We start from the raw sequence: 25787 nt of genomic DNA, 5'->3' as shown, positions 1-25787 counted from the left end.
AGGGCGGCACTGCGGCAACGGGTTTTCGCACCGCTCGAAGACGCCGGCGCCCGAGCATCGCCGGATGCGCGGGCGCCGGAAGGTCGATGCGGCGTGGCGTCAGACGCCGCGAAGGTCCAGTCGCAGCTCGCGGTCGGCACCCTCGGCCAGGACGACCGGGATGCCCCAGTCCTGCTGGTAGAGGTGGCAGGCGGCGTGCTCGGGCACCTCGCCGGTGACCGGGTCGCCGTCACAGGCGGCGGCGCGCACCGAGATGTGCAGGATGCCGCTGCCCACAGCCGGGTCGAGGTGGAGCGTGCGGGTCAGGCCGGTCGCGGTGCCGGAGCCCTCGCGCACGAACGCCTCGGGCGAGCTGGACACCATGAGCTGCGTCGGGTCGCCCCAGCGGTAGTCCAGCTTCTGCCCGGTCGGCGGGGTGAAGCCGATGACGAGCTCGACGTCGCCGGAGGACAGCTCGGTGGGCGGGCGCTGGGTCTGGCGGGCCAGGCCGTCGACGACCTGGGCCTCGGCCGGGATCGGCACCCGCACCAGCTGGTGCGCCGAGGACTCCACGACCACCAGGCGCGCCTCGTCACCGTCGACCTCGACGACCGCGTCGCTGGGCTCGCGCAGCCCTGTCGCGAGCGTGCTGACCTCGCGGGCGACCGGGTCGAAGCGGCGGATAGCGCCGTTGTAGGTGTCGCTGATGGCGACCGAGCCGTCCGGCAGCACGGTCACGCCGAGCGGGTGCTGCAGCAGCGCCTGGTCGGCCGCGCCGTCGCGGTGCCCGAAGTCGAACAGCCCCTGGCCGACGTGGGTCTCGACCTCGAAACCGTCGTCGGTCAACGAGAGCGAGCGCAGGGCCGAGGTCTCGGAGTCGGCGACCCACACGCGGCTGCCGTCGGCGGAGGTGGCCAGTCCGGAGGACTGCGCGAACCACGCCTCGTCGGCCACGCCGTCCCGGATGCCCTCGGCGGAGGTGCCGGCCAGGACCGCAACGGTGTTCTCGGCAGGGTCCGTGGCCAGGTGCAGGGCCCACAGCTGGTGCACACCGGCCATCGCCACCACGACCCGGTCGGCGAACCACGCCACGTCCCACGGCGTCGACAGGTCCTGCTTGAGGGCCGGGCCGCTTCCCGAGCGCTCGCGCAGCTGCCGGCCGGTGCCGGCGAGCGTGGTGATGGCGCCGTCGGCGAGGCGGACACCCTTGACCTGGTGGTTGACGCTGTCGGCGACGACCACGTCGTAGCCCACGCGAGCGGCGACCTCGGCCGGCAGCAGCGCCAGCCCCTGCGGCTCCTGGAAGTCTGCCCGCGATCCCACGCGGGCCCGCTCGGTGACCAGGTCGGCCTCGAGGTGGACCAGCTGGTGGTGGGCGGTGTCGGAGACCAGGAACGAGCCGTCGGCGAGGCTGACCGCCTTGCCGGGGAAGCGCAGCGCGGTCTCGGCCGGCGGCGGCGGGACGTAGGGCGCGTCGCCGCGGCGGAGCGTGCCCTTGGCGGCGTGCTCCTCGATGAGCTCCTCGATGAGGACGGACAGCCCATGGGCGTGGCCCTCACCGGACATCGACGCGACGACGTAGCCCTCCGGGTCGATGACGACCAGAGTCGGCCACGCCCGGGCGGTGTAGGCCTTCCACGTCACCAGCTCGGGGTCGTCGAGGACCGGGTGGTGCACGGCATACCGCTCCACAGCGGCGACCAGCGCGTCCGGGTCGGCCTCGTGCTCGAACTTCGGGGAGTGGACGCCGACGAGGACGAGGGAGTCGGCGTACTTCTCCTCCAGCGGCCGCAACTCGTCCAGGACGTGCAGGCAGTTGACGCAGCAGAAGGTCCAGAAGTCGAGCACGACGACGCGGCCGCGCAGGTCCTCCAGGGTCAGCTCCTTGCCGCCGGTGTTGAGCCACCCGCGGCCCCGCAGCTCCGGGGCGCGGACGCGCAGGCGCTTGGTGGTGCCGGTGCTCATGCGCGATCGAAGGGCAGTCGGCGGTCGCGCAGGACCGGGAAGCTCTCGCGGTAGGTCTCGACGGAACTCATGTCGACCTCAACACTGAGCACCTGCTCCCCGCTTCCCGCGACGGCCAGCACATCGCCTGTGGGAAGGACCACCTGGCTGTGGCCGCCCATCTCGTGGCCGGCGTGGGTGCCGGCGGTGTTGCAGGCGACGACGACGCACTGGTCCTCGATGGCGCGCGCGTGGGCGAGCAGCGTCCAGTGCCGCACGCGGGCGGCCGGCCACGCGGCGGGGATGACGAACATCGTCGCGCCGGCATCGAGCTGGGCGCGGTAGAGCTCGGGGAAGCGCAGGTCGTAGCAGGTGGACAGGGCCGCCCGGGCGGCCTCGCCGTCGGCCGCGGGGACGTCGACCAGAGCCAGCCGGTCACCGGCCTCCATGAGCTTGGGCTCGCCCGCGCCGAAGCCGAACCGGTGGATCTTGCGGTATGTCGCGGCGAGGCCACCGTCGCGGTCGAAGACCAGCGAGGTGTTCCACAGGTCCTTGCCCTCCGGGCCGCGCTGCCCGTCCCCGGGGCGCTCGACGATGGACCCGGCGTGCAGCATCACCCCTGCGTCGCGGGCGGCGTCCGCCATCGCCTGCGCCACCCGCCCGTCGACGGTCTCGGCCCGCTCCTCCCAGTCCTGGTAGGCGAACCCGCCGGCGGACCACAGCTCGGGCAGCACCACGAGGTCGTGCCCGGCCTGCGCGCGCACCATCGCGGCGACCCGCTCGGTGCGCTCGGCCACGCCCTCGGTGTCGCCGTAGGCCAGCTGGATCACGGCTATGCGCATGTCACTCTCCCGGGGTCTGCGAGGTGGCGGTCGTGTCGGCAGGCACCACCGTGCCGGAGGTCTGGCCGGTGTTCGAGCCGGTCGTCGAGCCGGTGGGCGGGCTCGTCGGGCCGGTCGTCGGCCGCCCCGCGCTGCGCGCGTGCGCCGCCGCGAGCCGGGCGTTGTAGGCGCGCAGCTCGGCGTCGTCGTCGCGGTCGGCCTGCCGGTCGCGACGCTTGGCCTCGGCGGAGTCCGAGCGCACCCACGCGGCGGTGACGAGCAGGGCGAGGACGAGGGTGGGCAGCTCGCCCACCGCCCAGGCGATGGCGCCGCCGTTGCGCTGGTCGGCCAGCAACGCGGCGTCGTCGAGCAGGTGCAGCTGGCGGAAGAAGTCCGGCGCGAGCAGGGTCGACCCCGTCGTGAGGGCCACCCCGAAGAAGGCGTGGAAGGAGATCGTCGCGAAGAGCACGACCAGCCGCAGCGACGGCGGCCACCGCCTGGGCCCCGGGTCGACGCCGACCAGCACCCATGCGAACAGGTAGCCGGTGAGCAGGAAGTGCACGGTCATCAGGACGTGCCCGGTGTGGGTGCGCAGCGACAGCCCGAACAGCGGCGTGAAGTAGAAGAGCACGAGGCTGCCGAAGAAGAGCAGCGCCGCGACCACCGGGTTGCCCAGGGCATTGAGGTATCGCGAGTGGACCAGTCCCAGGAGCAGCTCGCGGGGGCCGAGGGTGCGGTCCGTGCGGGCCGGCAGGGCGCGCAGCTCCAGGGTCACCGGGGCCGCCAGGACCAGCAGGATCGGCACGGCCATCGAGATGACCATGTGGTAGGTCATGTGCGCCGAGAACAGCACCATGCCGTAGACCATCGGCGCGCCCTGGGTGGAGTAGAGGAAGATCACCCAGCCGGCGACCCAGCTCACCGTCCGCATGACCGGCCACCGGTCGCCGCGGCGCCGCAGCCGCGTGATCCCCGTGAGGTAGAGGCCGATGGCGACGAGTGCCACCGCCAGCCACAGCCACTCGACCCGCCACACCGTCAGCCACGCGTCAGGAGCCACCGGCAGGTGCGGCGCGGGGTAGCCGGTCAGGGACATCGCCGTGGAGACGTTGCCCTCCGCCTTCTGGGGGACCGGCGGGGCGCTGCGCGAGAGGGCGGTGGCCAGGCCGAACGCCGCGCCCATCACCACGAGCTCGGCGACGGCGAGCCGCGCGAAGGCGCCCGGTGCGGCCGGGTCGGTGCGGAGCCGGCCGATCACGGTGCGGCGCTGGCGCCACCCGGCCAGGCCGAGCAGCACCAGGGCGGCGGTCTTGCCGAGCACCAGGGCGCCGTAGGAGGTGGCCAGCCCGCTGACCGAGCCGACCCGCAGCCAGGCGTTCAGCGCGCCGGAGACGGCCACGATGGCAAAGCACCAGCCGGCGAGCGTGGAGTAGCGCTCGACGCTGACGGCCAGCGCCTTGCCCAGCAGGGGGCGCAGGACGACGAGGCCGAGCAGGCCGCCGACCCAGAGCACGGCCCCGACCAGGTGCGCGCCGAGAGAGTTGACCGCGGTGTCGTGGTCGCTGGAGCCGGCAGCATGGCCCGCCAGGGCGAGCGGCAGCACCGCGAGGAGGCTGAGCAGGGCGAGGGCCACCATCGCGGCGCGGGTGCGGGCCAGGGCGGCCCCGGTCGCCACGACGAGCACGAGCCCCAGGGAGATGGCCGCCGCCCGCAGCACGTCGATGCTGAAGACGAAGGTCTGGAGCTGCTGGGCGAACCCCGGGTCGCTGACCTTCACGCCAGCGAGGTCGGCGAAGGAGAACACCAGCCCGACCAGGCCTGACACCGCCCAGACGGTGGCGGCCGCCGCGGCCCAGCGGGTGGCGGTCAGTCGGCGGGAGGTGCTGCGAGCCTCGGGCACGATGAACGCCGCGAGCACCAGCAGGCCGACCGTCAGCGCCGCGGCAAGGTCGTGGAGGGTGCGCACGAGCACGACGCCCCAGCGCACGACGGCCCCCGGGTCGGGCAGCCCCGCCACCGGCGCGACCACCGCACCACCCAGGACCGCCGCCGGGACGGCGACCGCGAGCGCGACCGCAGCGACCAGCACCAGGGGGGCGGGTGCCGGCGTCTGCGGGTCGGACTTCTGGGTGGCCATGGGGACCAGCCTAAGTAGGGTGACGCCATGCCCATGCACCCGGCAGCACCCTCAGACCTGCACGGCCTCGTCGAAGCCTTCGCCCAGACGACGCAGGCGGTCATCGACCTCGGCCGCAGCTGCACCGAGGAGGACTTCGAGCGCGAGACCGAGTGCCCGGGCTGGACGGTCAAGGACCAGATCTCCCACGTCGCCGGCGTCGAGGCCTGGCTGGAGGGCCACCGCGACCCCAAGGTCGAGGTCCCGCCCTATGAGCACGTGCGCAACGAGCTGGGGCAGAAGGTCGAGTCCGCCGTGGAGGTGCGCCGCGGCCGCAGCGGCCCCGACGTCGTCGCCGAGCTCGAGCACGTCCTGCCCCAGCGGCTGGCCACGCTGCGCAGCCCGGGCCTGACCGACTCGAGCATCATCTCCGGGCCGTTCGGGCCGGAGCGGGCGGCGACGGTCGCGCTCATGCGGGCCTTCGACGTGTGGGCCCACGAGCAGGACATCCGCACGGCGCTCAACCGGCCGGGCAACCTGGACTCCCCCGCCGCCGCCGTCTTCGTCAACGCGGCGATGATCCAGCTGCCCAGGCTCGTGGCCCGCGGCGCCGGCCTGGAGCCGGGGAGCACGGTGATCATCGACGTCACCGGGCCGGTGGTCGCCCGCGCAGGCGTGCGCGTGGACGCCGGCGAGGACGGGCGCCCGCACGGGCACGCGATGTTCACCGGCGAGCACGTCGACGAGAGCGTGCCCCACGTGGAGGGCCCGACGGTGAGCATCAGCATGTCCACCGACGCGTTCACCCGCCGCGCCGCCGGCCGGCGCTCGGTGGCGGACACGGCCTACAGCGTCGTCGGCGACGAGGCGATGGCCCGGCGCGTCCTCGAGGCCCTCGCCTTCACGCACTGACCTCCTCCGCCTGACCTCCTCCGCCTGACCTGCTCCGCCTGGGCGGCGCTCCCCGAGCGGCACCCACAGACTGGCGCCCGCAACCGGACCCCGCTCAGCCCGCGTGACGGGCCGGATCGCGCCCGGGAACGCGGGCTGACGCGTGCCCGCTCGTCCATGGGGGTGAGGAGACGGGCGGGAGGGGACGACCCGGCATACGTCTTTATTTGCTTGCGTCACGCAAGTTCTGTGTGATAGTTGTATGCCGCAAGCAAGTGACGACGCGAGAACGGGGGGCCCGGTGGCGATCAGCCATGAGGCAGCCAACCAGCTCAGCACGAACCTGATCCGGGTCATGAAGCTGTTCCAGGCGATGCGCCAGCACGCGCCGCGGCTGCACCCGGCCGTGGACGCCACCGCCTACCCGGTGCTGTTCACCCTCGACGGGGGACCCAAGAGGGTGTCGGCCCTGGCCGAGTGCGTGCACTCCGACGTGTCCACGGTGAGCCGGCAGGCCTCGACGATGGCCCAGCACGGCCTCGTCGAGAAGCTTCCCGACCCCGACGACCGGAGGGCGGCGATGCTCTCGCTGACCCCGGAGGGCAAGGCGCTCATCGAACGGCTCCGCACCCAGCGGGGGGAGTGGTTCCGCAGCATGCTGCAGGACTGGGAGCAGTCCGAGGCCGACCAGCTCGTCGCACTGCTCGACCGGTTCGCCGGGGCCCTGGAGTCCTCGCGCGACCAGATGATCAAGCACTTCGCCGACGCCATGAGTGGCGTCCACACCTCAGCACCCAAGGAGCAGTAATGGCATCCGCCACTCCTGCGCCAGCGACCGCCACCGACGGGCCGCTGACGCACAAGCAGATCCTCACGATCATGGTCGGCCTGCTCATGGGCATGTTCCTGGCCGCCCTGGACCAGACGATCGTGGCCTCGGCGATGCGCGTCATCGCCGACGACCTGAACGACCTCGCCGGCCAGGCGTGGGTGACCACGGCCTACCTGATCACCTCGACGATCGTCACGCCGCTCTACGGCAAGCTCTCCGACATCTACGGCCGCAAGAAGTTCTTCACCGCGGCCATCACGATCTTCATCATCGGCTCGGTGCTGTGCACCTTCGCCACCTCGATGCCGATGCTCGCGGCCTTCCGCGCCGTGCAGGGCCTCGGCGCCGGCGGCCTGTTCTCCCTGGCCCTGGCCATCATCGGTGACATCGTGCCGCCGCGGGAGCGCGCCAAGTACCAGGGCTACTTCCTGGCCGTCTTCGGCACCTCCAGCGTCCTCGGCCCGGTCATCGGCGGCTTCTTCGCCGGCCAGGAGAGCATCATGGGCATCGCCGGCTGGCGCTGGGTCTTTCTGGTGAACGTGCCGATCGGCATCGCGGCGCTGTTCGTCGTCGCCCGCACGCTGCACCTGCGCCACACCCGCCTCGACCACCGCATCGACTGGTGGGGCGCCGTCGCCCTCACGGTCGGGCTCGTCCCGCTGCTCATCGTGGCGGAGCAGGGTCGCGGCTGGGGCTGGGGCTCGGGCAGCTCGATCACCTGCTACGTCGTCGGTGGCCTCGGCCTGATCGCCTTCTTCCTCATCGAGCGGGCCATGGGCCACGAGGCGCTGCTGCCGATCTACCTGTTCCGCATCCGGACCGTCGGCGTGGCCTCCATGGCCTCGGTGATCCTCGGCATGGGGATGTTCGGTGGCCTGGTCTCGCTGCCGCTCTACCTGCAGATCGTCAAGGGCGCGACCCCGACGCAGGCCGGCCTCATGCTGGTCCCGATGACCCTGGGCATCATGTCCGGCTCGATCATCTCCGGCCAGGCCATCTCCCGCACCGGCCGCTACCGGCACTTCCCGATCATCGGCTCGGCGCTCCTCGTCATCGGCCTGTTCATGTTCCACTACGTCGCGTTCGACACCGCGATCTGGCAGGTCATGGTCCTGATGGTCGTCTTCGGCCTGGGCCTGGGCTTCAACATGCAGCCGCTGACGCTGGCCGTGCAGAACGCCGTCTCCCCGCGGGACATCGGCGTGGCCACCTCCTCGGCCACGTTCACCCGCCAGATCGGCGGCACCCTGGGCACCGCGGTGTTCCTGTCGATCCTGTTCTCCGCGGTGCCGGTCAAGCTGGCCGAGGCGTTCAAGGCCATCTACCCCACCCCGGCCTTCCAGGCGGCCCTGCGCAACCCGACGGGCAACGCTGCGGCCAACGCCAACGTGATCGCCTCGTTCAAGAGCCACCAGGGCGGCGGCTCGGGCGGCGGCGTCAACCCGCTGAGCGACTCCTCGTTCATCCAGCAGATCGACCCGCGCCTGGCCAAGCCGTTCCTCGTCGGCTTCTCCGAGGCGATGGACCGGGTCTTCCTGGTCGGCTCGGCCGTCATGGTCGTGGCGTTCATCGTGCTGTGGTTCCTGCCGCACGTGGAGCTGCGCAGCGGCTCGTCCTACTCCGAGCGCGGCAAGTCCGACGCGGCCGACGCCGAGGCGGCAGCCGCGGCGGCACCGCCGATGGCGCACTGAGCCACCGGGCACACGGCCGATGGACGGCGGCCGATGGACAACGGCCGGCTGACACGGCTGGCTGACACGGTCGGCTGACACGACGAAGCGGGCGGTGGGACCAGATCCCACCGCCCGCTTCGCGTTGCTGCGTAAGGGTGCTCAGCCCCAGACGAGCGCCTTGCTCGGGTCCTCCAGGACCGCCGCGACGTCGGCCAGGAAGCGCGAGCCGAGGTCACCGTCGACGAGGCGGTGGTCGAAGGACAGCGCGAGCTGGGTGACCCAGCGCGGCTTGATCTTGCCCTTGACGACCCAGGGCATCTGACGCACGGCGCCGAAGCACAGGATCGCGGCCTCACCCTGGTTGAGGATCGGCGTGCCGTTGTCGACGCCGAAGACGCCCACGTTGGTGATCGTGATCGTGCCGCCGGCCATGTCGGCCGGGGGCGTGCGACCCTCGCGGGCCGTCGAGACCAGCGCCGCCATCGCGTCGGCCAGCTGCCGCAGGGACATCTGGTCGGCGTCCTTGATGTTCGGCACGATCAGCCCCCGCGGGGTGGCCGCCGCGATGCCGAGGTTGACGTAGTTGGCGATGGCGATCTCGCCGGCCGCCTCGTCCCAGCGCGCGTTGATCTCGGGGTTGCGGCGGGCCGCGATGAGCAGCGCCTTGGCCACGATCAGCAGCGGGCTGACCTTGACGTCGCGGAACTCGCGGTCCTCACGCAGTCGGTCGACCAGCTTCATCGTGCGCGACACGTCGACGGTGATGAACTCCGTGACGTGCGGCGCGGTGAACGCCGACGCCGAGACCGCCTGCGCGGTCATCTTGCGCACGCCCTTGATCGGCACGCGGGTCTCGCGCTCGCCCGAGCGGGCGAAGACGGGAGCCTCTGGGGGCACCTCCCGCTCGCGGGGGAATGCCGGGGTGCCGGCTGCCGGGGCAGCCGCGGCGGCCGTCGTGGTCGCCGTGGTTGTGGCGCCCGAGGCGTGGGACTCGACGTCGGCGCGGGTGATGATGCCACCCTCGCCGCTCGGCGTGACCTGGGTCAGGTCGATGCCGAGGTCCTTGGCGAGCTTGCGCACCGGCGGCTTGGTCAGCGCCCGGGCCTGGCCGAGGGTGCGGGCCTGGGCCGCGGGAGCAGGAGCGGCCGGAGCGGCCGCAGCGGGAGCCGACGCGGCCGTCATGGACGGGGCTGCCGCCGGAGCCGCAGACGGGGCCGCGGTCGTGCCACCCTTGCGGGGGCGGCGCTTGGCCTCGGTCTGCTTGACGCCGTAGCCGACGAGGACGGCGGTGCGACCGGTCGACGTGGTGCCGCCGATCTTGCCCTCCTCGATCTCCTCCTCCGCCGCCGCGGCCGCAGCCGCGAGCTTCGGGGCGGGGCTGCCCTCGAGGCCGGGCTCGACCGCACCGGCGGCCGGGGCGTCCTGCACCGGGGCCGGGGCGCCGCCGGCGCCGGTCTCGACGGCGATGATCGGCGTGCCGACCTCGACCGTCTCGCCCTCGCTGACGAGCAGCTCGCTGACGGTGCCGGCGAACGGCACCGGGAGCTCGACCAGGGACTTGGCCGTCTCGATCTCGACGATGATGTCGTTGACCTTGACCGTGTCGCCGGCCTTGACCTTCCAGGTGACGATCTCGGCCTCGGTCAGGCCCTCACCGGGGTCGGGGAGGTTGAAGCGCTTGATGCTTGCGGACATTGCTGTCGGGCCCCTTCGCTTCAGTAGGCGAGCGCGCGGTCGACGCCGTCGAGCACGCGGTCGAGGTCGGGCAGGAAGTCTTCCTCGAGCTTGCTCGGCGGGTAGGGCAGGTTGTAGCCGCCGACCCGCAGCACGGGCGCCTCGAGGTGGTAGAAGCAGCGCTGGGTGATCTCCGCGGCGATCTCGGCGCCCATGCCCAGGAAGGTCGAGGCCTCGTGGGTGACGACGAGACGGCCGGTCCTCTCCACCGACGCCGCCAGGGTGTCCATGTCGAGCGGGGACAGCGAGCGCAGGTCCACGACCTCGATCGACTTGCCCTCCTCCTCGGCGGCCTGCGCGGCCTCGAGGGCGACGCGGACCATCGGGCCGTAGGCCGCGACGGTCACGTGCTCGCCCGCGCGAGCCACGCGCGCGTCATACAGGCCGAGCTCGGCGGAGCCGTCCTCGTCGACCTCGCCCTTGTCCCAGTAGCGGCGCTTGGGCTCGTAGAAGACCACCGGGTCGTCGGTCTCGATGGCCTGCTGGATCATCCAGTAGGCGTCCGCGGGGTTGGAGCACGCGACGACCCGCAGGCCGGCGGTGTGGGCGAAGTAGGCCTCGTTGGACTCACTGTGGTGCTCCACGGCGCCGATGCCGCCACCGACCGGGATGCGGATGACGATCGGCAGCTTGACCGCGCCGAGCGAGCGGGCCCGCATCTTGGCGACCTGGGAGACGATCTGGTCGAAGGCCGGGTAGACGAAGCCGTCGAACTGCATCTCGCAGACCGGGCGGTAGCCGCGCAGGGCCAGGCCCACCGCGGTGCCGATGATGCCGGACTCGGCCAGCGGGGTGTCGATGACGCGGTCCTCGCCGAAGTCCTTCTGCAGGCCGTCGGTCACGCGGAAGACGCCACCGAGCTTGCCGATGTCCTCACCCATGAGGATGACCTTGTTGTCGCGCTCCATCGAGCGGCGCAGGCCGTTGTTGATGCCCTTGGCAATGGTCAGGGTGCTCATGATCAGTGGCCTCCCTCGAAGCTGGCGTGGTAGGCCGCGAACTCGGCGCGCTCGGCCTCGACGACCGGGTGCTCCTCGACGTAGATGTGGTCGAACATCGACAGCGGCTCGGGGTCGGGCATGGTCAGGCAGCCCTCGCGGACCGTCGCCGCGAGCTCGTCGGCCTCGCGGTCGACGGCGTCGAAGAAGTCGCTGTCGGCCATCGCGTGGGCCGTCAGGTAGGCCTTGAGGCGGGCGATCGGGTCGCGGTGCTTCCAGACCTCGACCTCGGCGGAGACGCGGTACTTCGTCGGGTCGTCCGAGGTGGTGTGGGCGCCCATGCGGTAGGTGAACGCCTCGATGAGCATCGGGCCCTGGCCGCTGCGGGCCGCGTCCATGGCGGCCTTGGTGACGGCGTAGACCGCGAGGACGTCGTTGCCGTCGACCCGCACGCCGGGGAAGCCGAAGCCGCGGGCGCGCTGGTAGAGCGGGATCCGGGTCTGGCGGTCGTTGGGCTCGGAGATGGCCCACTGGTTGTTCTGGCAGAAGAACACGACCGGGGCGTTGTTGACCGCGGCGTAGACGAACGCCTCGTTGACGTCGCCCTGGCTGGTGGCGCCGTCACCGAAGTAGGCCACGACGGCCGCGTCACGCTCGGCGTCACCGGTGCCGACCGCGCCGTCGCGCTGGATGCCCATCGCGTAGCCGGTCGCGTGCAGCGTCTGCGCGCCGATGACGATCGTGTAGAGGTGGAAGTTCTTCTCGTCCGGGTCCCAGCCACCGTGGTTGACGCCACGGAAGAGGCCCAGCAGGTTCAGCGGGTTGACCCCGCGGCACCAGGCCACGCCGTGCTCGCGGTAGGTCGGGAAGGCGTAGTCCTGCGGACGCAGCGCGCGGCCGGAGCCCACCTGGGCGGCCTCCTGGCCGAGCAGGCTGGCCCAGATGCCCAGCTCGCCCTGCCGCTGCAGCGCGGTCGCCTCGGCGTCGACGCGACGCACGAGGACCAGGTCGCGGTAGAAGCCGCGCAGGTCGTCCGCGTCGAGGTCGGCGACGTATGCCGAGTAGTCGGGGTGGTCGACCCGCTCACCTTCGGGGGTGAGCAGCTGGACCAGCTCGGGTCCGCCGTCACCGATCGTCTCGGGAACGGGGGCTGTCAGGGCCGCCACGGCGGCTTCGTCGAGGTGCTCGGTGCCCTCGGCACCGGCACTCGAGGCGACGTCGATGTCGCTCACAGGCACTACTCCTTCTTCGCGATCCGGCGCAGCGGTCGCTGGCCGGCTCGGCTCTGGGCCGCGGACGTCGGGCGGGGTCTCCGCCCGTCGGTCCACGGCGGGGACGGTCACGCACGCATGTGGCGGCGCTCACAGGCCTAGCGGTGCACACGCTACCGGCAGGGGGACGTGGTGTTCCAAATGGCGGACGCACGAAGGGCCGGTCCGTGCTCAGTCCTGACCTTCGTCAGGGCTGGGCCGGACCGGCCCCTGGCGTGTCATCCGGGTCCGGGTCGTCGCGCGGAGCCGGTCCGGGCTCAGAGCCCGAGGTGGACCAGGCCGCCCACGTCGACCGACGTCCCGGTGCCGGTCGGCAGGGTCACGCCGACGACGGGCTGGGTCGTGGGGACCGGCGCGGGTGCGGGGACTGGTGCCGGGGCGGGGTCGGTGCTGCCGCCGCCGGTGCTGCCGCCGGATCCGTCGCCGCCGCTCTTGGGGGGCGTGGAGTCCCCTTTGGGCGCCGGCAGCGGGGCGGGGTTGGTCTTGGGGACCGTCTTCGTGACGACCTTCGCGACCTGGTGGAGCGTCACCGTGACGGGAGCGGTGCGCGCCTTGCCCGTGGAGGTGGCGTCGGCGATGGACGTCTCGAGCGAGGCGTTGCGGGCGTGCAGCTTGGCCGCCGCACGCTTGGCCGCCGCCTCACCGGCAGCCGTCTGCTGCGGCGTGGCCTGCCCGTTGGTCCGGGTGGCGTCGATCGACGGCGCACCGTCGGCGACGTGGTGGGGGCTCTGGTCGAGGCTGACCATGGTCATCGCCGCGACCGTGGCCATCCCCAGGGTCGCGAAGCCGACCGTCGGCGCCCAGACAGAGGCACCGATGGTGCTGCCGCGCGTCAACCGGTTGGACGTCCCCTTGGTGGCCACAAGGGCACTCTGGCGATGACGACCCTTGTGCGTCGAGCGGGTGCGGGTGATATCCCCCGACATGACTAGTCAATCCTCCGTCGTTTGGGTGATGTGGGACAGCGACGGGTGTCCTATGGGGGAACGGCGCGCCGCAGGGGTGGTGCTGGGTGCTGCAGGGTGGGATGTCGGTGGGCCGCCTCAGAAGGTCCGGGCGGTCAGGAACGAGCCGGCGACCTCGAGCAGGCGGTCGTTGGCCCCGGTCTCGGCGATGGTGCACCGGGCACCCTCGCCGGCGAAGGGGCGCACGACGAGACCGGCCTTGTCGGCGGCAGCGGCGAACGCCTCGGTGTCCGGCCCCAGGGGGAGCCAGACGAAGTTGGCCTCGGTGTCGGGGACGTGCCAGCCCTGGTGGCGCAGCTCGCTGACCACACGCTCCCGTTCGGCGACGAGGGCGTCGACGCGCTCGGCGAGCTCGTCCCACGCCTCGAGGCTGGCGATCGCCGCCTGCTGGGCGATGGTGCTCACCCCGAACGGGACTGCGGTCTTGCGCAAGGCCTGGGCGACCGGCTCGTGGGCCACGGCATACCCGACCCGGAGGCCGGCGAGGCCGTAGGCCTTGCTGAAGGTGCGCAGGACCGCGACGTTGTGCCGCTCCTCGTAGGTGGCGATCGCATCCGGCGCCTGCCCGTCGCGGACGAACTCGAGGTAGGCCTCGTCGATGACGACGAGGACGTCGTCGGGGACCTTGTCGAGGAACGCGTCGAGCTCGTCCTGGTGCACCACCGGCCCGGTCGGGTTGTTGGGGGTGCACACCAGGATGAGCCGCGTGCGGTCGGTGATCGCGTCGGCCATGGCGTCGAGGTCGTGCCGGGCGTGCTCGTCGAGCGGGACCTGGACCGACGTGGCGCTGGCGAGGGCGACCACGATCGGGTAGGCCTCGAACGAGCGCCAGGCGTAGATGACCTCGTCGCCCGGGTCGCAGGTGGCCTGGATGAGCTGTCCCAGGACGCCGACGCTGCCGGTGCCGGTGGCGATGTGCTCGACCGGCACGCCGAGGTGGTTGGCCAGGGCCTGCGTCAGGTCGGTGACCGCCATGTCCGGGTAGCGGTTCATCTGGGTCGCGGCGTCGTGCACGACCTTCAGGACGCTGGGCAGCGGCGGGTACGGGTTCTCGTTGCTGCTGATCTTGTACGTCGTGACCCCGTCACGAGCGGCGGCCGGCTTGCCGGGTCGATAGGCCGGGACCGCATCGAGGGCACGGCGTAGCCGCACTCCGGCCTTTGCGTCCGTCATGGCGGAACCCTATTGCCATTACAGGGTTTGCGCCGAGTGGGCCCACGAAATGTGGCATTCGCCGCAATCCTCCTCGTTCGTGGCGTCGACCGCACCCCGTCGCGTCCGCACGCCCCGTGGCATCAGCGGCACCACAGGCTGCCCGTGCCACGATGACCGACATGAAGTCGATCGCGATCAAGATCCTCATCAACGGCGTGGCGCTCTGGGTCGCGGCCTGGCTCGTCGTCGGCATCCACCTGGCCGACGACAACCAGCCCCTCGGCAAGCGCCTGGTCGCCGTGCTGCTGGTGGCGGCGGTGTTCGGAGTCATCAACGCCGTGATCAAGCCGGTCGCGAAGTTCTTCTCCTTCCCGTTCATCGTCCTGACGCTCGGGCTGTTCACGATCGTCGTCAACGCGCTGATGCTCCAGCTGACGTCCTGGGTCGCCGGCGGGCTCAACCTGGCGTTCCACGTCGACCACTTCTTCTGGGACGCCCTCGTCGGCGCGGTGATCATCAGCGTCGTCAGCGTCGTCCTCGGGATCGTCCTCCCCGACAGCCGCGACTGACCCTTCCCGCCCCACCCCGCCAAGCCCTCTCTTCCTCGACCGAACGCACCAAACGGCCCGTTTCGGCCCTTCTCAGGCGCTGAAACGGGCCGTTTGGTGCGTTCGGTCGGGGCGGTGAGGCAGGATTCGCCCGCGGAACCGCCTCCAGTCGCCACGGGCCCGCGCAGCGTGGATGCGCGAGACCAGCAGGCCGGGGTTGCGGCGCAGGTCGTCCAGTCCCCAGCGCACCATCTCCAGACCGAGGTCGCGCAGTCGGTCCTCACGCTCCTTCTCGGCGATCAGGATCTCCGCCACGGCGACCTGGTGGGGGCCATCCACGAGGTACTTGCCCTTGCCATCCATCTCCGCCACCGTCGCCCCCTCGCACCAGATCCCGTCCACACGGCCGACGCGCAGATCCCACTCGTCATAGACCCACACCTGCGGCGTTGGCAGCTCCACTCCCAGCTGGTCGAGCCGCACGAAGGAGTAGGACTCGAGCCAGGTCTCCCGGCGCCCGTCCGCCAGAGCAAGACCGCGGCGGGCCAGCGGCACACCGCCCCACCGGCGTTGCACCTCGAGGTAGTCACGGACCCGCTCCTCCGTCGTCCTCTCCCGGAACAGCGCTGCGTCCACGATGGGCACCGATCCGGTCAACGGCAGGGACCTGAGGCAGTCGGCCAAGGTCCGGTCGATCGAGGTGACGATGAGGCCGGCGAGAGACTCGACCGGCGTGATCGAGGAGTCGGCGTGGTGGATGACCACCCCGCGGCGAGACTGGCGGGACCGGTGGCATGCGGTGAGGCGGGTCAGGTGCACCGGGCCAGGGGGTCCCAGCGGAAGGGGCAGGCCGTGCAGGGCGGCAGCCGACAGATGGCTGACGGCGTAGTCGGGCCCAAAGGACGTCGCCGCGGCAGCGATGTCTCGGCGATAGGCGGCATCGTAGGAAGCGAGCGCCGCCGCGCGGGAGACGTACACACCGTGGCGCACCCGTACCACCTCACCGTGCTGCACGAGCCGACGCAGCACCTTCTGCGAGATGCCGGAGGCCTCCGCGTCCTCCTTGGTGAAGGGGGACGCGAGACGTGACAGCGCGAGCGAGACGTCATGCATGACCACGACGGTGACGGGGCCCTGTGCCCGTCCACGAGCCCTCCCGACGTCTCTGTGGATGGCGTGACGAAGCGGCGACCCCATGGGGATAACTCATCCGGACGCACCACATGGCCCGAATCAGGTCCCGTCAGGGGCCGATTCGGGCCATGTGGTGCGTCCGGTGGGAGAAGAGAGGTGGGAGAAAGAGGGGGTGGGTGGGCGCTCAGACGTGGCGGCGGGAGGTGACCACGCGGAAGCGGTTGGCCACGAACGCCGCGTCGACGTAGGCCGCATTGGCCGCCGGGTTGGCGCCGGTGCCGTGGTAGTCGCTGAACGCCGCCGTCTGGTTGACGAACACCGGCCCGGTGAGGTTCTCCGAGAGCGCCACACCCGCGTCGGCCGCCGCGTCGCGCGCCTGGTCGAGCACCGTCTCCGAGGTCGAGTAGACCGCCGCCGTCATCGCGCCGTGCTCGCGGATCGTGTCGCGCATCCGCTCCAGCGACTGACCGGTGGAGTCGGTCGCGATGAGGAACGTGACCGGCCCGAAGCACTCCTGCGTGTATGCCGTGTCGTCGGCGACGTCGACAGCCACCAGTCCGGGGGTGCGCACCACCGCGTCGGGGTAGGTGGGGTGGTCGACCGCCCGCGTGTCGAGCACGACCGAGCCGCCGACCTTCGACGCCAGCTCGGGCAGGGCCCCGGCCCGGGCACGGACGTCGGCGTTGACGGTGGCGCCCAGCAGCTCGACGGCCTTGGCGTCGTCGCCGGTGAGGCGACCGATCGCCATACCGAGCTTGTCGCCGAGCTCGGCGAAGGACACGTGGCCCTCGTCGGTGTCGATGCCCTCGCGGGGGACGTAGATGTTCTGCGGCGTCGTGCACATCTGGCCGGAGTAGAGCGACAGCGAGAAGGCGAGGTTGCCCAGCACGCCGCGCAGGTTGTCGGTCGAGTCGACGACGATCGAGTTGACCCCGGCCTTCTCGGTGTAGACGAGCTTGCCGGCACCGGCCGCCTCGCGCTCCAGCCAGCCGCCGAAGCCGGGGCCGCCGGTGTAGTCGATGATCGCCACCTCGGGCCGCTCGGCGAGCTCCTTCGCCAGGCCCTCGCCGTCGTCCTCGGCCGCCAGCTGCACCAGCGCCGGGTCGAAGCCCGCGTCCCGCAGCACCGAGCGGGCCACGGCGACGCTGAGCGCCAGCGGCAGCACGGCGCGCGGGTGCGGCTTGACGATGACCGGGTTGCCCGTGGCGAGCGAGGCGAACAGCCCCGGGTAGCCGTTCCACGTCGGGAAGGTGTTGCAGCCGATCACCAGCGCGATGCCGCGCGGGACGATGCGGTAGTCCTTCTGCATCCGGATCGGCTCGCCCTTGGCCGGCTTCTCCCAGACCACCGAGGACGGCACGCGCTCCTGCTCGACGAGCGCGGCGACGACGGACTCCAGGGCCCGGTCCTGCGCGTGCGGCCCGGCCGCCTGGAACGCCATGACGAACGGCTGGCCGGTCGTGTGCATCACGGCGTTGGCCATCTCGAAGGACCGCGCGTTGATCGCGTCGATGATCTCCACGCACACCGCGGCGCGGGTCAGCGCGCCGGCGTCACGCCAGGCCGGCATCGCCGCCCGGGCGGCCGCGACCGCGGCCTCGACGTCCAGGCGGGGGTAGCGGATGCGCAGCTTGGGGCCGTAGGGCGAGACCTCGCTGCCGACGAACGAACCATCGGTCGGCTGGTCGCCGAGGCCTCGGAAGTCCTCCCCGAGCATCCCCTCGAACGCCGACTGCCCGTCGGCGGCGGCGGTCTCGCCGTAGACGCGGGGCGAGGGCGACTCGGGGTAGCGCGAGTGGAAGCTGCGGGCAGCCAGGGCCTCGCGCGCCTCCGTGAGCGCCTGGGCGTGCTTCTCGGCCAGCGGGTGCAGGGTCGGCGTCTGCGTCTGGGTCACGGCTCAATCCTAACCACGGTCTTACACGACAACGACAAAGATGCAAGCATGTGTCACATGACCTCCCCGACCGTCGAGACCCTCGACCGCCGCGCCCCCGTCGCCGTCGTCGGCGCCGGGGCCATGGGCTCGGGCATCGCCCAGGTCGCCGCCCAGGCGGGGCACCCGGTGCACCTCGTCGACGCCGTGGACGGTGCCGCCGAGGCGGCCCGCGACCGGCTGGTCGCGACGCTGGGCCGGCTCGCCGAGCGCGGGAAGATCACCCAGGACCATGCTGCCTCCGCGACGGCGAACCTGCACGTGGTGGACCGCCCCGCGGACCTGCCGCCCTGCGCCCTGGTCATCGAGGCGATCCGTGAGGACCTCGACGACAAGCGCGCCCTCTTCGCCGACCTCGCGGACGGACAGCCGGCGGACACGCTGCTCGCCTCCAACACCTCCAGCCTCGACATCGGCGCCATCGCCGACGGCCTGCCGCACCCCGGCCGCGTCCTCGGCCTGCACTTCTTCAACCCGCCGCCGCTGATGCGCCTCGTCGAGGTCATCCACGGCGAGGCCACCGACGAGGACGCGCTGTCCCGCGCGACCGTCCTGGTGCGGTCGTGGGGCAAGACCCCCGTGCGCTGCACCTCCACCCCCGGCTTCATCGTCAACCGTGTCGCCAGGCCGTTCTACGGCGAGGCCCAGCGCATGGTCGAGGCGGGCGTCGCCGACGCGGCCACCATCGACCTCGCCCTGCGCGAGCACGGCGGCTTCCGGATGGGCCCGATGGAGCTGACCGACCTCATCGGCCAGGACGTCAACCTCGCCGTCGGAACCAGCGTCTGGGAGCAGACCGGCCACGACCCGCGCTACGAGCCCACCGGCTACCAGCGCCGCCTCGTCGCCGAGGGGCGCCTCGGCCGCAAGAGCGGCCACGGCGCCTTCCGGTATGACGCGTCCGGGCAGCCGCTGGACGCCGCACCGGACGCCCAGCTCGCCCGGGAGCTCGCGACCGGGCCGGTGGCCACCAACCCGGTCGCGCGGACCGTCGCGATGCTGGTCAACGAGGCGCTGGACCTGGTCGACCGCGGCGAGGCCAGCGCCGAGGACGTCGACACCGCGATGCAGCTGGGCACCAACTACCCGAAGGGGCCGATCGCCTGGGGGCGCGAGGTCGGGCTGGACACCGTCGCCACGCAGCTGCTCGAGCTGGACACGCTGTTCCCCGGGGGCCGCTACCGGCTGAGCCCCGCCCTGGCCGCGGCGGTCCACGCGTGAGCGTCGACCTGACCCACGTCCGGCGGATGTGGGAGGACGACGACGCCTCGCGCGCCCTCGGCATGGAGGCCCTGGAGATCGCCCTCGACCGGGCCCGGGTGCGGATGACCGTCACCGACGCCATGGTCAACGGGCACGACATCGCCCACGGCGGCTACATCTTCACCCTCGCCGACTCGGCCTTCGCCCTGGCGTGCAACTCCGGCGGCCGGCTGACCGTCGCCGCCGGGGCGGACATCACCTTCGTCGCCCCCGCACGCCGCGGCGACGTGCTGGTCGCGGACGCGACCCAGCGCACGGCATACGGGCGCAGCGGCATCACCGACGTCACGGTGACCCGGGAGTCCGACGGGTCCACGATCGCGGAGTTCCGCGGCCGCTCGCGGTCGCTGCACAGCAAGGAGTGAGCCGATGAGCCTGCCCACCGTCACCCCGCGGCCGGACCTGCTCGACGAGGCCGAGCTGTGGAGCCTGGACGAGCTGCGCGCCCGGCAGCTGGAGCGGCTGCAGTGGACCGTGCAGCACGCCTACGACAACGTGCCGCACTACCGGAACGCCCTGGACGCCAAGGGGTTCCACCCCGGTGACGTGCAGTCGCTCGGCGACATCCGGCACCTGCCCTTCACGACCAAGGCCGACCTGCGCGCCAACTACCCGTTCGGGATGTTCGCGGTGCCGCGCGCCCAGGTCTCGCGCATCCACGCCTCGAGCGGCACGACCGGCAAGCCGACGGTGGTCGGCTACACCGCCGGGGACATCCGCACCTGGTCGGCCATCGTGGCGCGGTCGCTGCGCGCGGCCGGTGCCCGGCCCGGGGACGCCGTGCACGTCTCCTACGGCTACGGCCTGTTCACCGGCGGGCTCGGTGCCCACTACGGCGCCGAGGCGCTGGGCTGCACCGTCATCCCGATGTCGGGCGGGCAGACCGAGAAGCAGGTGCAGCTGATCACCGACTTCGGACCGCGCGTGATCATGGTGACCCCGTCCTACTTCCTGTCGATCCTCGACGAGATGGAGCGCGTCGGCATCGACCCCCGGGACAGCTCGCTGGAGATCGGCGTCTTCGGCGCCGAGCCGTGGACCGAGGCGATGCGCCAGGAGATCGAGCAGCGCGCCGGCATGCACGCCGTCGACATCTTCGGCCTGTCGGAGGTGATGGGCCCCGGCGTCGCGCAGGAGTGCGTGGAGACCAAGGACGGCCTGCACATCTGGGAGGACCACTTCTACCCCGAGGTGGTCAACCCGCTCACCGACGAGCCGGTCGAGGACGGCCAGGTCGGCGAGCTGGTCTTCACCTCGCTGACCAAGCAGGCGATGCCGGTGCTGCGCTACCGCACCCGCGACCTGACCCGGCTGCTGCCCGGCACCGCCCGCCCTGGCTTCCGCCGGATGGAGAAGGTCACCGGTCGCACCGACGACATGATGATCGTGCGCGGGGTCAACGTCTTCCCCACGCAGGTCGAGGAGATCGTCCTGGCGGTCCCGGGGCTCTCGCCGTACTTCCAGTGCGTGCTCACCCGCCCGGGCCGGCTCGACGAGCTGACCGTCAACGTCGAGGCCGCCCCCGACGCCGTCGACCTCGATCGCGAGGCCGTGGCGCGCGAGGTGCAGCACCACATCAAGTCGCGGATCGGCACCTCGGCCCGGGTGACCATCCTCGACCCCGGCGGCATCGAGCGCTCCGTGGGCAAGGCCCGCCGGATCGTCGACGAGCGACCGAAGTAGGCGTTTCAGCGCAGATTCGCCCATTTGCCTGCGTTCACCCGGTTTTGGCCGCTAATCTCGATGGGTCCTCGGGGGGCGAGCCGTGCATCCGGACTGCATCCGGACGCCCACCCTGCACGTCTCGAAGGAAACCCATCACCATGCGAACCACCCCCATCCGCCGTGCCCTGCTCACCCTCACGGCGGTCACCGCCCTCACCGCCGGCGCCCTGACCGGCGTCATCCACCCGGCACCGGCCCGCGCCGCGACGACGGCCCCCGTCGTCGGCAACGACATCTCGTGGCCGAACTGCCCCAAGGGCATGGGCATCCCCAGCCGGCGCAGCGAGGGCAAGCCGCTGCCCCCGGCGACGGCCCGGTTCGCCGTCATCGGCCTGACCAACGGCCCGGGCTTCATCCCCAACCCGTGCATCGCCAGCCAGGTGCGCTGGGCCAAGGCCCACCACGTGTATGCCGCCGCCTACGCCATGACGACGTACCCGACCGCCACCGAGCTGAAGGTCTGGGGGCACCACGGCCCGTGGAAGGGCACCGACCTGGCGACCCGCCTGCGCAACGCCGGCTGGTCCGAGGCCCGCTACAACGTGGCGACGATGCGCAAGGCCGGCCTGCAGAGCCCGATCGTGTGGGTCGACGTCGAGCCCTACCGCTGGGCGCCGTGGTCGCGCAGCACCTCGGGCAACCGCGCCGTGGTCACCGGTGCCGTGAAGGGCTACACCTCGGCGGGGTTCCGCGTCGGCTTCTACTCCACGTCCTCGATGTGGAAGGGCATCGTCGGCCCGGTCCGCTTCGGGCTGCCCGAGTGGCACACGTCCGGGCAGTCCACGCTGGCCGCCGCCCAGCGCACCTGCTCGGCCAGCCCGTTCCAGGGCGGCCGAGTCGTCATGGGCCAGTGGTGGTCGCCGCTGCGCGACTACGACGTGGTCTGCGCCCGCTACGCGACGCCGGTCGCGATGAAGACCTGGTTCCACAAGTACTGACCGGCAGGGGGCGGTACTGACCCGCAGGGCGCGGTACTGACCCGCCAGGGGCAGGTGCTGACCGCCGGGCGACCGGCGGCGGGAGTTGGGCGGGACGCAACGGCACGCAATACGGTGTCGGCATGCGCGTTCTCGTCAGCGGAGGGGCCGGCTACATCGGCTCCCACACGGTCATCCAGCTCATCGCCGCCGGTCACGACGTCCTCATCGTCGACAACTTCGCCAACTCGAAGCCGGCCGTCATCAACCGCCTCGAGGCGATCACCGGCGAGCACCTGCCGGTGCACGCGTTCGACCTGCGCGACCACGACAAGACCGAGCACCTGTTCGCTCACGAGCAGATCGACGCGGTGATCCACTTCGCCGGGCTCAAGGCCGTCGGCGAGAGCGTGGAGAAGCCGCTGGAGTACTACGAGAACAACCTGGTCTCGACCTTCTCCCTGGTGCGGGCGATGTCGCGCCACGACGTGCACAGGCTCGTCTTCTCCTCCTCGGCCACGGTCTACGGCACCGACCAGGAGGCCGCCACCGAGGACCGCCCGACCTCGGCCACCAACCCCTACGGCTGGACCAAGGTCATGCAGGAGCAGATCCTGCGCGACATCGCCGCCGCCGACCCGACGATGCGGGTCGCCCTGCTGCGCTACTTCAACCCGGTGGGCGCCCACGCCTCAGGCACCATCGGCGAAGACCCGCAGGGCATCCCGAACAACCTCATGCCGTTCATCGCCCAGGTCGCGGTGGGCCGCCGCGAGAAGCTGCAGGTCTTCGGCGACGACTACCCGACGCCGGACGGCACCGCGCTGCGCGACTACATCCACGTCGAGGACCTCGCCGCCGGCCACGTCGCGGCGCTGAACAAGCTGGCCGCCACCGACGAGCCGGTCAGCACCTGGAACCTCGGCACCGGCAAGGGCTCCAGCGTCTTCGAGATGCTGCACGCCTTCGAGCGGGCCATCGGCCGCGAGCTGCCCTATGAGGTGGTCGGCCGCCGCGCCGGCGACATCGCGGTCTCCTACGCCGACCCCTCCCGGGCCAACGCCGAGCTGGGCTGGAAGGCCAACCGCACCATCGACGACATGTGCGCCGACTCCTGGCGCTGGCAGGAGCAGAACCCCACCGGCTTCCCGGACGCCTGAGCCCCCCGCGGCTCCCACGACGGGCCGGTCCTCCACCCGGAGGACCGGCCCGTCGTCATACCAGGGCCCTTGCAGAGCACCGGTGACCGTGGTCCCGGCCCCTGAGGACCTTGGTCCGGCGACGGCCGCGGTGATCTCCGCCACGGTTGTCCCGGAGGCTGCGACGGGGGTTCTACTACCGGTCGTAGTATCTACTACGTCCGGTAGTAAATGACCGATCGCGGGAGCGCGCCTTGGACACCGTCGACATCGCCCGATGGCAGTTCGCCATCACGACCGTCTACCACTTCTTCTTCGTCCCCGTGACGATCGGCCTGTCCGCCGTCGTCTTCGGGATGCAGGTGGCCTGGCTGCGGACGCACAAGGACGAGTACCTGCGGCTGACCAAGTTCTTCGGCAAGCTCTTCACGATCAACTTCGCGATGGGCGTGGTCACCGGCATCGTGCAGGAGTTCCAGTTCGGGATGAACTGGAGCGACTACTCCCGCTTCGTCGGCGACATCTTCGGCGCCCCGCTGGCGATCGAGGCGCTGCTCGCGTTCTTCCTCGAGTCCACCTTCCTCGGCCTGTGGATCTTCGGCTGGGACAAGCTCCCCCGCAAGCTCCACGCCGCCTGCATCGGGCTGGTGCACGTCGGGACGCTGATGTCGGCCTACTTCATCCTCGCCGCCAACTCGTGGATGCAGCACCCGGTCGGCTACCGCTACAACCCGGTCACCCACCGCGCCGAGCTGACCGACTTCGTCGCCGTCCTGACCAACAAGGTGCAGCTGGTGACGTTCCCGCACACCGTCATCGCGTCATACATGGTCGGTGGCGCGTTCGTCATGGCCGTCGGCCTGTGGCACGTGCTGCGCCGCCGCACCCCCGGCGACGAGCGCCCGATGTACCGCACCGCCACCCGCGCCGGAGCCTGGGTGACCCTTGCGTCCGCCCTCGCCGTCATGGTGACCGGCGACCTGCAGGGCAAGGTCATGACCGAGGTGCAGCCGATGAAGATGGCCGCCGCCGAGGCGCTGTACACGACCTCCGCGCACAACGCGCCGTTCTCGCTGTTCACGATCGGCTCGCTCGACGGCAGCCAGGAGAAGTTCGCCGTCACGGTGCCGAGCCTGCTCAGCTTCCTCGCCACGGGCCACTTCGACGGCCGGGTCCAGGGCATCAACGAGCTGCGCCGGTCCTACCAGCAGACGTACGGCGCCGGCGGCATCGACGGGCTGACCGGGACCTCGGGCTACACGCCGGTCATCCCGGTGACCTACTGGTCGTTCCGGCTGATGATCGGGCTCGGCATCGCGGCCACGATCCTCGCCCTGGCGGTGATCTGGTCCACCCGGCGCGGTCGCCTGCCGGTCGACCGCCGCTGGCTGTGGGCCGTCTACACCGTGCCGCTGATGCCGTTGTTCGCCAACAGCTTCGGCTGGATCTTCACCGAGATGGGCCGGCAGCCGTGGATCGTCTTCGGCGTCATGACCACCGCCCATGGCGTCTCCCCGGGCGTCTCCGCCGGCGAGATGTGGACCTCGGTCATCGTCCTGACCCTGCTCTACGGCGTCCTCGCCGTCGTCGAGCTGAAGCTGCTGCTGCGCTACATCGCCAAGGGCGCCGAGCCGGTCACGCCCCCGGTGCTGCCCGCCGACCGGGACGAGGACGCCCCCCTCGTCTTCGCCTACTGAGCGCCCACCAGGAACGGGAGAACAACGACCATGGAGCTCACCACCGTCTGGTTCATCCTCATCGGGGTGCTGTGGACCGGCTACTTCGTCCTCGAGGGCTTCGACTTCGGCGTCGGCATGCTCATGCCGGTGCTGGGCCGCGGCGAGGACGGCGAGACCCGCAAGCGCGTGCTGCTCAACACGATCGGCCCGGTCTGGGACGGCAACGAGGTGTGGCTGCTGACCGCCGGCGGCGCGACCTTCGCGGCGTTCCCGCACTGGTACGCCACGATGTTCAGCGGGTTCTACCTGCCGCTGCTGCTCATCCTCGTCGCGCTGATCGTGCGCGCGCTCGGCTTCGACTACCGCGGCAAGGTCGACGACCCGGTCTGGCGCCGGCGCTGGGACGCGGCGATCTTCGTCGGCTCCCTGGTGCCCGCCCTGCTGTGGGGTGTGGCCCTGACCAACCTGGTCCGCGGCGTGCCGATCAACGCCGCCAAGGAGTACACCGGCAACCTGTTCACCCTGCTCAACCCGGTCGGGCTGCTCGGCGGGCTGACGACGGTGGCGCTCTTCCTCACCCACGGCGCCGTGTTCGTCGCCCTCAAGACCGAGGGCCCGGTCCGCCACGACGCCCGGCGCCTGTCCCTGCGCCTCGGCGCCGTCGCCGCGGTGCTGGCCGTGGCGCTGCTCGGGATCCTCAACGCGCAGACCGGTTCTGCCGCCTCGTGGGTCGCGGCCGGCGTCGCCGCGGTCGCCCTGTTGGCCGGCCTCGCCGCCTCGGCCCGCGACCGGGAGGGCTGGGCCTTCATCGGCACCTTCATCGCCATCGGCGCCGCGGTCGGCTCGCTGTTCCTGGCCCTCTTCCCCGACGTGATGCCCAGCTCGACGAACCCCGCGTTCTCGCTGACCGTCACGAACGCCGCGAGCACGGCATACACGCTGAAGATCATGACGGTCGTTGCCGCGGTGTTCACCCCGCTGGTGCTGCTCTACCAGGGCTGGACCTACTGGGTGTTCCGCAAGCGGATCGGCACCCGGCACATCCCCTCGGCCGGCGGGCCGACGCCCGCGGCACCGACCACCCCCACCGCCCCGGCCACGCCTCCGGCCCCCGCGCCCACCCGCTGATG

At 71.7% G+C, this 25787-nt stretch carries 21 protein-coding genes; 11 read left to right on the top strand and 10 right to left on the bottom strand.

The window, feature by feature from the left end:
* Positions 1–99: 99 nt before the first annotated feature.
* From AC3ANM_RS11675 to AC3ANM_RS11665, 3 genes are read right to left on the bottom strand one after another with little or no spacing between them, the layout of a single operon-like run.
* Complete coding sequence (locus tag AC3ANM_RS11675; protein ID WP_488284583.1) at positions 100–1944, bottom strand: NHL domain-containing thioredoxin family protein; 1845 nt, start codon at positions 1942–1944, stop codon at positions 100–102.
* Positions 1941–2765: a carbon-nitrogen family hydrolase gene (locus tag AC3ANM_RS11670; RefSeq protein WP_488284582.1), complete on the bottom strand. Its 825-nt coding sequence runs from the start codon at positions 2763–2765 to the stop codon at positions 1941–1943. The genes AC3ANM_RS11675 and AC3ANM_RS11670 overlap by 4 nt, the downstream gene beginning before the upstream one ends.
* A 1-nt stretch (position 2766) precedes the next feature.
* Positions 2767–4881: a bifunctional copper resistance protein CopD/cytochrome c oxidase assembly protein gene (locus AC3ANM_RS11665; protein ID WP_488284581.1), complete on the bottom strand. Its 2115-nt coding sequence runs from the start codon at positions 4879–4881 to the stop codon at positions 2767–2769.
* A 27-nt stretch (positions 4882–4908) separates the two neighbouring features.
* On the opposite strand from AC3ANM_RS11665, the gene AC3ANM_RS11660 reads away from it, so the two are divergent.
* From AC3ANM_RS11660 to AC3ANM_RS11650, 3 genes are all read left to right on the top strand, one after another.
* Positions 4909–5772, top strand: a complete 864-nt coding sequence (locus tag AC3ANM_RS11660; RefSeq protein WP_488284580.1) for a maleylpyruvate isomerase family mycothiol-dependent enzyme — start codon at positions 4909–4911, stop codon at positions 5770–5772.
* A 280-nt stretch (positions 5773–6052) separates the two neighbouring features.
* The gene (locus tag AC3ANM_RS11655) at positions 6053–6559 is read left to right on the top strand and encodes a MarR family winged helix-turn-helix transcriptional regulator (protein WP_488284579.1); all 507 of its coding nucleotides are present in this window, start codon (positions 6053–6055) and stop codon (positions 6557–6559) included.
* Positions 6559–8274: an MDR family MFS transporter gene (locus tag AC3ANM_RS11650; protein WP_488284578.1), complete on the top strand. Its 1716-nt coding sequence runs from the start codon at positions 6559–6561 to the stop codon at positions 8272–8274. The genes AC3ANM_RS11655 and AC3ANM_RS11650 overlap by 1 nt, the downstream gene beginning before the upstream one ends.
* Positions 8275–8415: 141 nt before the next feature.
* Here AC3ANM_RS11650 and AC3ANM_RS11645 read toward each other — a convergent pair whose 3' ends face one another.
* The 5 genes from AC3ANM_RS11645 to hisC all read right to left on the bottom strand — a co-directional run bounded on the left by AC3ANM_RS11645 (position 8416) and on the right by hisC (position 14337).
* The gene (locus AC3ANM_RS11645; protein WP_488284577.1) at positions 8416–9951 is read right to left on the bottom strand and encodes a dihydrolipoamide acetyltransferase family protein; all 1536 of its coding nucleotides are present in this window, start codon (positions 9949–9951) and stop codon (positions 8416–8418) included.
* Between the two features lie 20 nt (positions 9952–9971).
* Positions 9972–10949 carry an alpha-ketoacid dehydrogenase subunit beta gene (locus AC3ANM_RS11640; protein ID WP_488284576.1) on the bottom strand — a complete coding sequence of 326 codons (978 nt, stop codon included), beginning with the start codon at positions 10947–10949 and terminating at the stop codon, positions 9972–9974.
* Positions 10950–10951: 2 nt separating this feature from the next.
* Positions 10952–12160, bottom strand: a complete 1209-nt coding sequence (pdhA, locus tag AC3ANM_RS11635; RefSeq protein ID WP_488284575.1) for a pyruvate dehydrogenase (acetyl-transferring) E1 component subunit alpha — start codon at positions 12158–12160, stop codon at positions 10952–10954.
* Between the two features lie 296 nt (positions 12161–12456).
* Positions 12457–13062 carry a hypothetical protein gene (locus AC3ANM_RS11630; protein WP_488284574.1) on the bottom strand — a complete coding sequence of 202 codons (606 nt, stop codon included), beginning with the start codon at positions 13060–13062 and terminating at the stop codon, positions 12457–12459.
* Between the two features lie 180 nt (positions 13063–13242).
* On the bottom strand, positions 13243–14337 hold the full coding sequence (gene hisC / locus AC3ANM_RS11625) for a histidinol-phosphate transaminase (RefSeq protein WP_488284573.1): 1095 nt from the start codon (positions 14335–14337) through the stop codon (positions 13243–13245).
* 161 nt (positions 14338–14498) lie between these two features.
* On the opposite strand from hisC, the gene AC3ANM_RS11620 reads away from it, so the two are divergent.
* Positions 14499–14888, top strand: coding sequence for a phage holin family protein (locus AC3ANM_RS11620; RefSeq protein ID WP_488284572.1), 390 nt, complete (start codon positions 14499–14501; stop codon positions 14886–14888).
* A gap of 72 nt (positions 14889–14960) precedes the next feature.
* Here the strand turns inward: AC3ANM_RS11620 and AC3ANM_RS11615 are convergent, their stop codons facing one another.
* Together AC3ANM_RS11615 and paaN are read right to left on the bottom strand one after the other, a co-directional pair.
* A complete protein-coding gene (locus tag AC3ANM_RS11615) occupies positions 14961–15980 on the bottom strand; it encodes a type IV toxin-antitoxin system AbiEi family antitoxin domain-containing protein (protein ID WP_488284571.1) in 1020 nt (339 codons plus the stop codon).
* A gap of 205 nt (positions 15981–16185) precedes the next feature.
* Positions 16186–17895, bottom strand: a complete 1710-nt coding sequence (gene paaN, locus AC3ANM_RS11610; protein WP_488284570.1) for a phenylacetic acid degradation protein PaaN — start codon at positions 17893–17895, stop codon at positions 16186–16188.
* 57 nt (positions 17896–17952) lie between these two features.
* Here paaN and AC3ANM_RS11605 point away from each other — a divergent pair, with 57 nt between their 5' ends.
* The 7 genes from AC3ANM_RS11605 to cydB all read left to right on the top strand — a co-directional run bounded on the left by AC3ANM_RS11605 (position 17953) and on the right by cydB (position 25785).
* Positions 17953–19155, top strand: a complete 1203-nt coding sequence (locus tag AC3ANM_RS11605; protein WP_488284569.1) for a 3-hydroxyacyl-CoA dehydrogenase NAD-binding domain-containing protein — start codon at positions 17953–17955, stop codon at positions 19153–19155.
* Positions 19152–19562, top strand: a complete 411-nt coding sequence (gene paaI / locus AC3ANM_RS11600; protein ID WP_488284568.1) for a hydroxyphenylacetyl-CoA thioesterase PaaI — start codon at positions 19152–19154, stop codon at positions 19560–19562. Before AC3ANM_RS11605 ends, paaI begins: the two co-directional genes overlap by 4 nt.
* Before the next feature lie 4 nt (positions 19563–19566).
* Positions 19567–20880 carry a phenylacetate--CoA ligase PaaK gene (gene paaK / locus AC3ANM_RS11595; RefSeq protein WP_488284567.1) on the top strand — a complete coding sequence of 438 codons (1314 nt, stop codon included), beginning with the start codon at positions 19567–19569 and terminating at the stop codon, positions 20878–20880.
* Positions 20881–21020: 140 nt separating this feature from the next.
* Complete coding sequence (locus AC3ANM_RS11590; RefSeq protein ID WP_488284566.1) at positions 21021–21860, top strand: hypothetical protein; 840 nt, start codon at positions 21021–21023, stop codon at positions 21858–21860.
* Between the two features lie 122 nt (positions 21861–21982).
* On the top strand, positions 21983–22999 hold the full coding sequence (galE, locus tag AC3ANM_RS11585) for a UDP-glucose 4-epimerase GalE (protein WP_488284565.1): 1017 nt from the start codon (positions 21983–21985) through the stop codon (positions 22997–22999).
* A gap of 233 nt (positions 23000–23232) precedes the next feature.
* Positions 23233–24675: a cytochrome ubiquinol oxidase subunit I gene (locus AC3ANM_RS11580; RefSeq protein ID WP_488284564.1), complete on the top strand. Its 1443-nt coding sequence runs from the start codon at positions 23233–23235 to the stop codon at positions 24673–24675.
* A 30-nt stretch (positions 24676–24705) separates the two neighbouring features.
* Positions 24706–25785: a cytochrome d ubiquinol oxidase subunit II gene (cydB, locus tag AC3ANM_RS11575; protein ID WP_488284563.1), complete on the top strand. Its 1080-nt coding sequence runs from the start codon at positions 24706–24708 to the stop codon at positions 25783–25785.
* Positions 25786–25787: the final 2 nt, after the last annotated feature.

This window comes from Oryzihumus sp. JJN4-3R (assembly GCF_057747915.1).
This window is presented reverse-complemented; position numbering and strand designations above follow the sequence as displayed.

Excerpts from the sequence above, each read along its gene's own strand:
- AC3ANM_RS11675 (WP_488284583.1), bottom strand. The coding sequence starts at position 1,944 with ATGAGCACCGGCACCACCAAGCGCCTGCGCGTCCGCGCCCCGGAGCTG.
- AC3ANM_RS11670 (WP_488284582.1), bottom strand. The coding sequence starts at position 2,765 with ATGCGCATAGCCGTGATCCAGCTGGCCTACGGCGACACCGAGGGCGTG.
- AC3ANM_RS11665 (WP_488284581.1), bottom strand. The coding sequence starts at position 4,881 with ATGGCCACCCAGAAGTCCGACCCGCAGACGCCGGCACCCGCCCCCCTG.
- AC3ANM_RS11660 (WP_488284580.1), top strand. The coding sequence starts at position 4,909 with ATGCCCATGCACCCGGCAGCACCCTCAGACCTGCACGGCCTCGTCGAA.
- AC3ANM_RS11650 (WP_488284578.1), top strand. The coding sequence starts at position 6,559 with ATGGCATCCGCCACTCCTGCGCCAGCGACCGCCACCGACGGGCCGCTG.
- AC3ANM_RS11645 (WP_488284577.1), bottom strand. The coding sequence starts at position 9,951 with ATGTCCGCAAGCATCAAGCGCTTCAACCTCCCCGACCCCGGTGAGGGC.
- AC3ANM_RS11640 (WP_488284576.1), bottom strand. The coding sequence starts at position 10,949 with ATGAGCACCCTGACCATTGCCAAGGGCATCAACAACGGCCTGCGCCGC.
- hisC (WP_488284573.1), bottom strand. The coding sequence starts at position 14,337 with ATGACGGACGCAAAGGCCGGAGTGCGGCTACGCCGTGCCCTCGATGCG.
- AC3ANM_RS11620 (WP_488284572.1), top strand. The coding sequence starts at position 14,499 with ATGAAGTCGATCGCGATCAAGATCCTCATCAACGGCGTGGCGCTCTGG.
- AC3ANM_RS11615 (WP_488284571.1), bottom strand. The coding sequence starts at position 15,980 with ATGCATGACGTCTCGCTCGCGCTGTCACGTCTCGCGTCCCCCTTCACC.
- AC3ANM_RS11605 (WP_488284569.1), top strand. The coding sequence starts at position 17,953 with ATGACCTCCCCGACCGTCGAGACCCTCGACCGCCGCGCCCCCGTCGCC.
- paaK (WP_488284567.1), top strand. The coding sequence starts at position 19,567 with ATGAGCCTGCCCACCGTCACCCCGCGGCCGGACCTGCTCGACGAGGCC.
- AC3ANM_RS11590 (WP_488284566.1), top strand. The coding sequence starts at position 21,021 with ATGCGAACCACCCCCATCCGCCGTGCCCTGCTCACCCTCACGGCGGTC.
- galE (WP_488284565.1), top strand. The coding sequence starts at position 21,983 with ATGCGCGTTCTCGTCAGCGGAGGGGCCGGCTACATCGGCTCCCACACG.
- cydB (WP_488284563.1), top strand. The coding sequence starts at position 24,706 with ATGGAGCTCACCACCGTCTGGTTCATCCTCATCGGGGTGCTGTGGACC.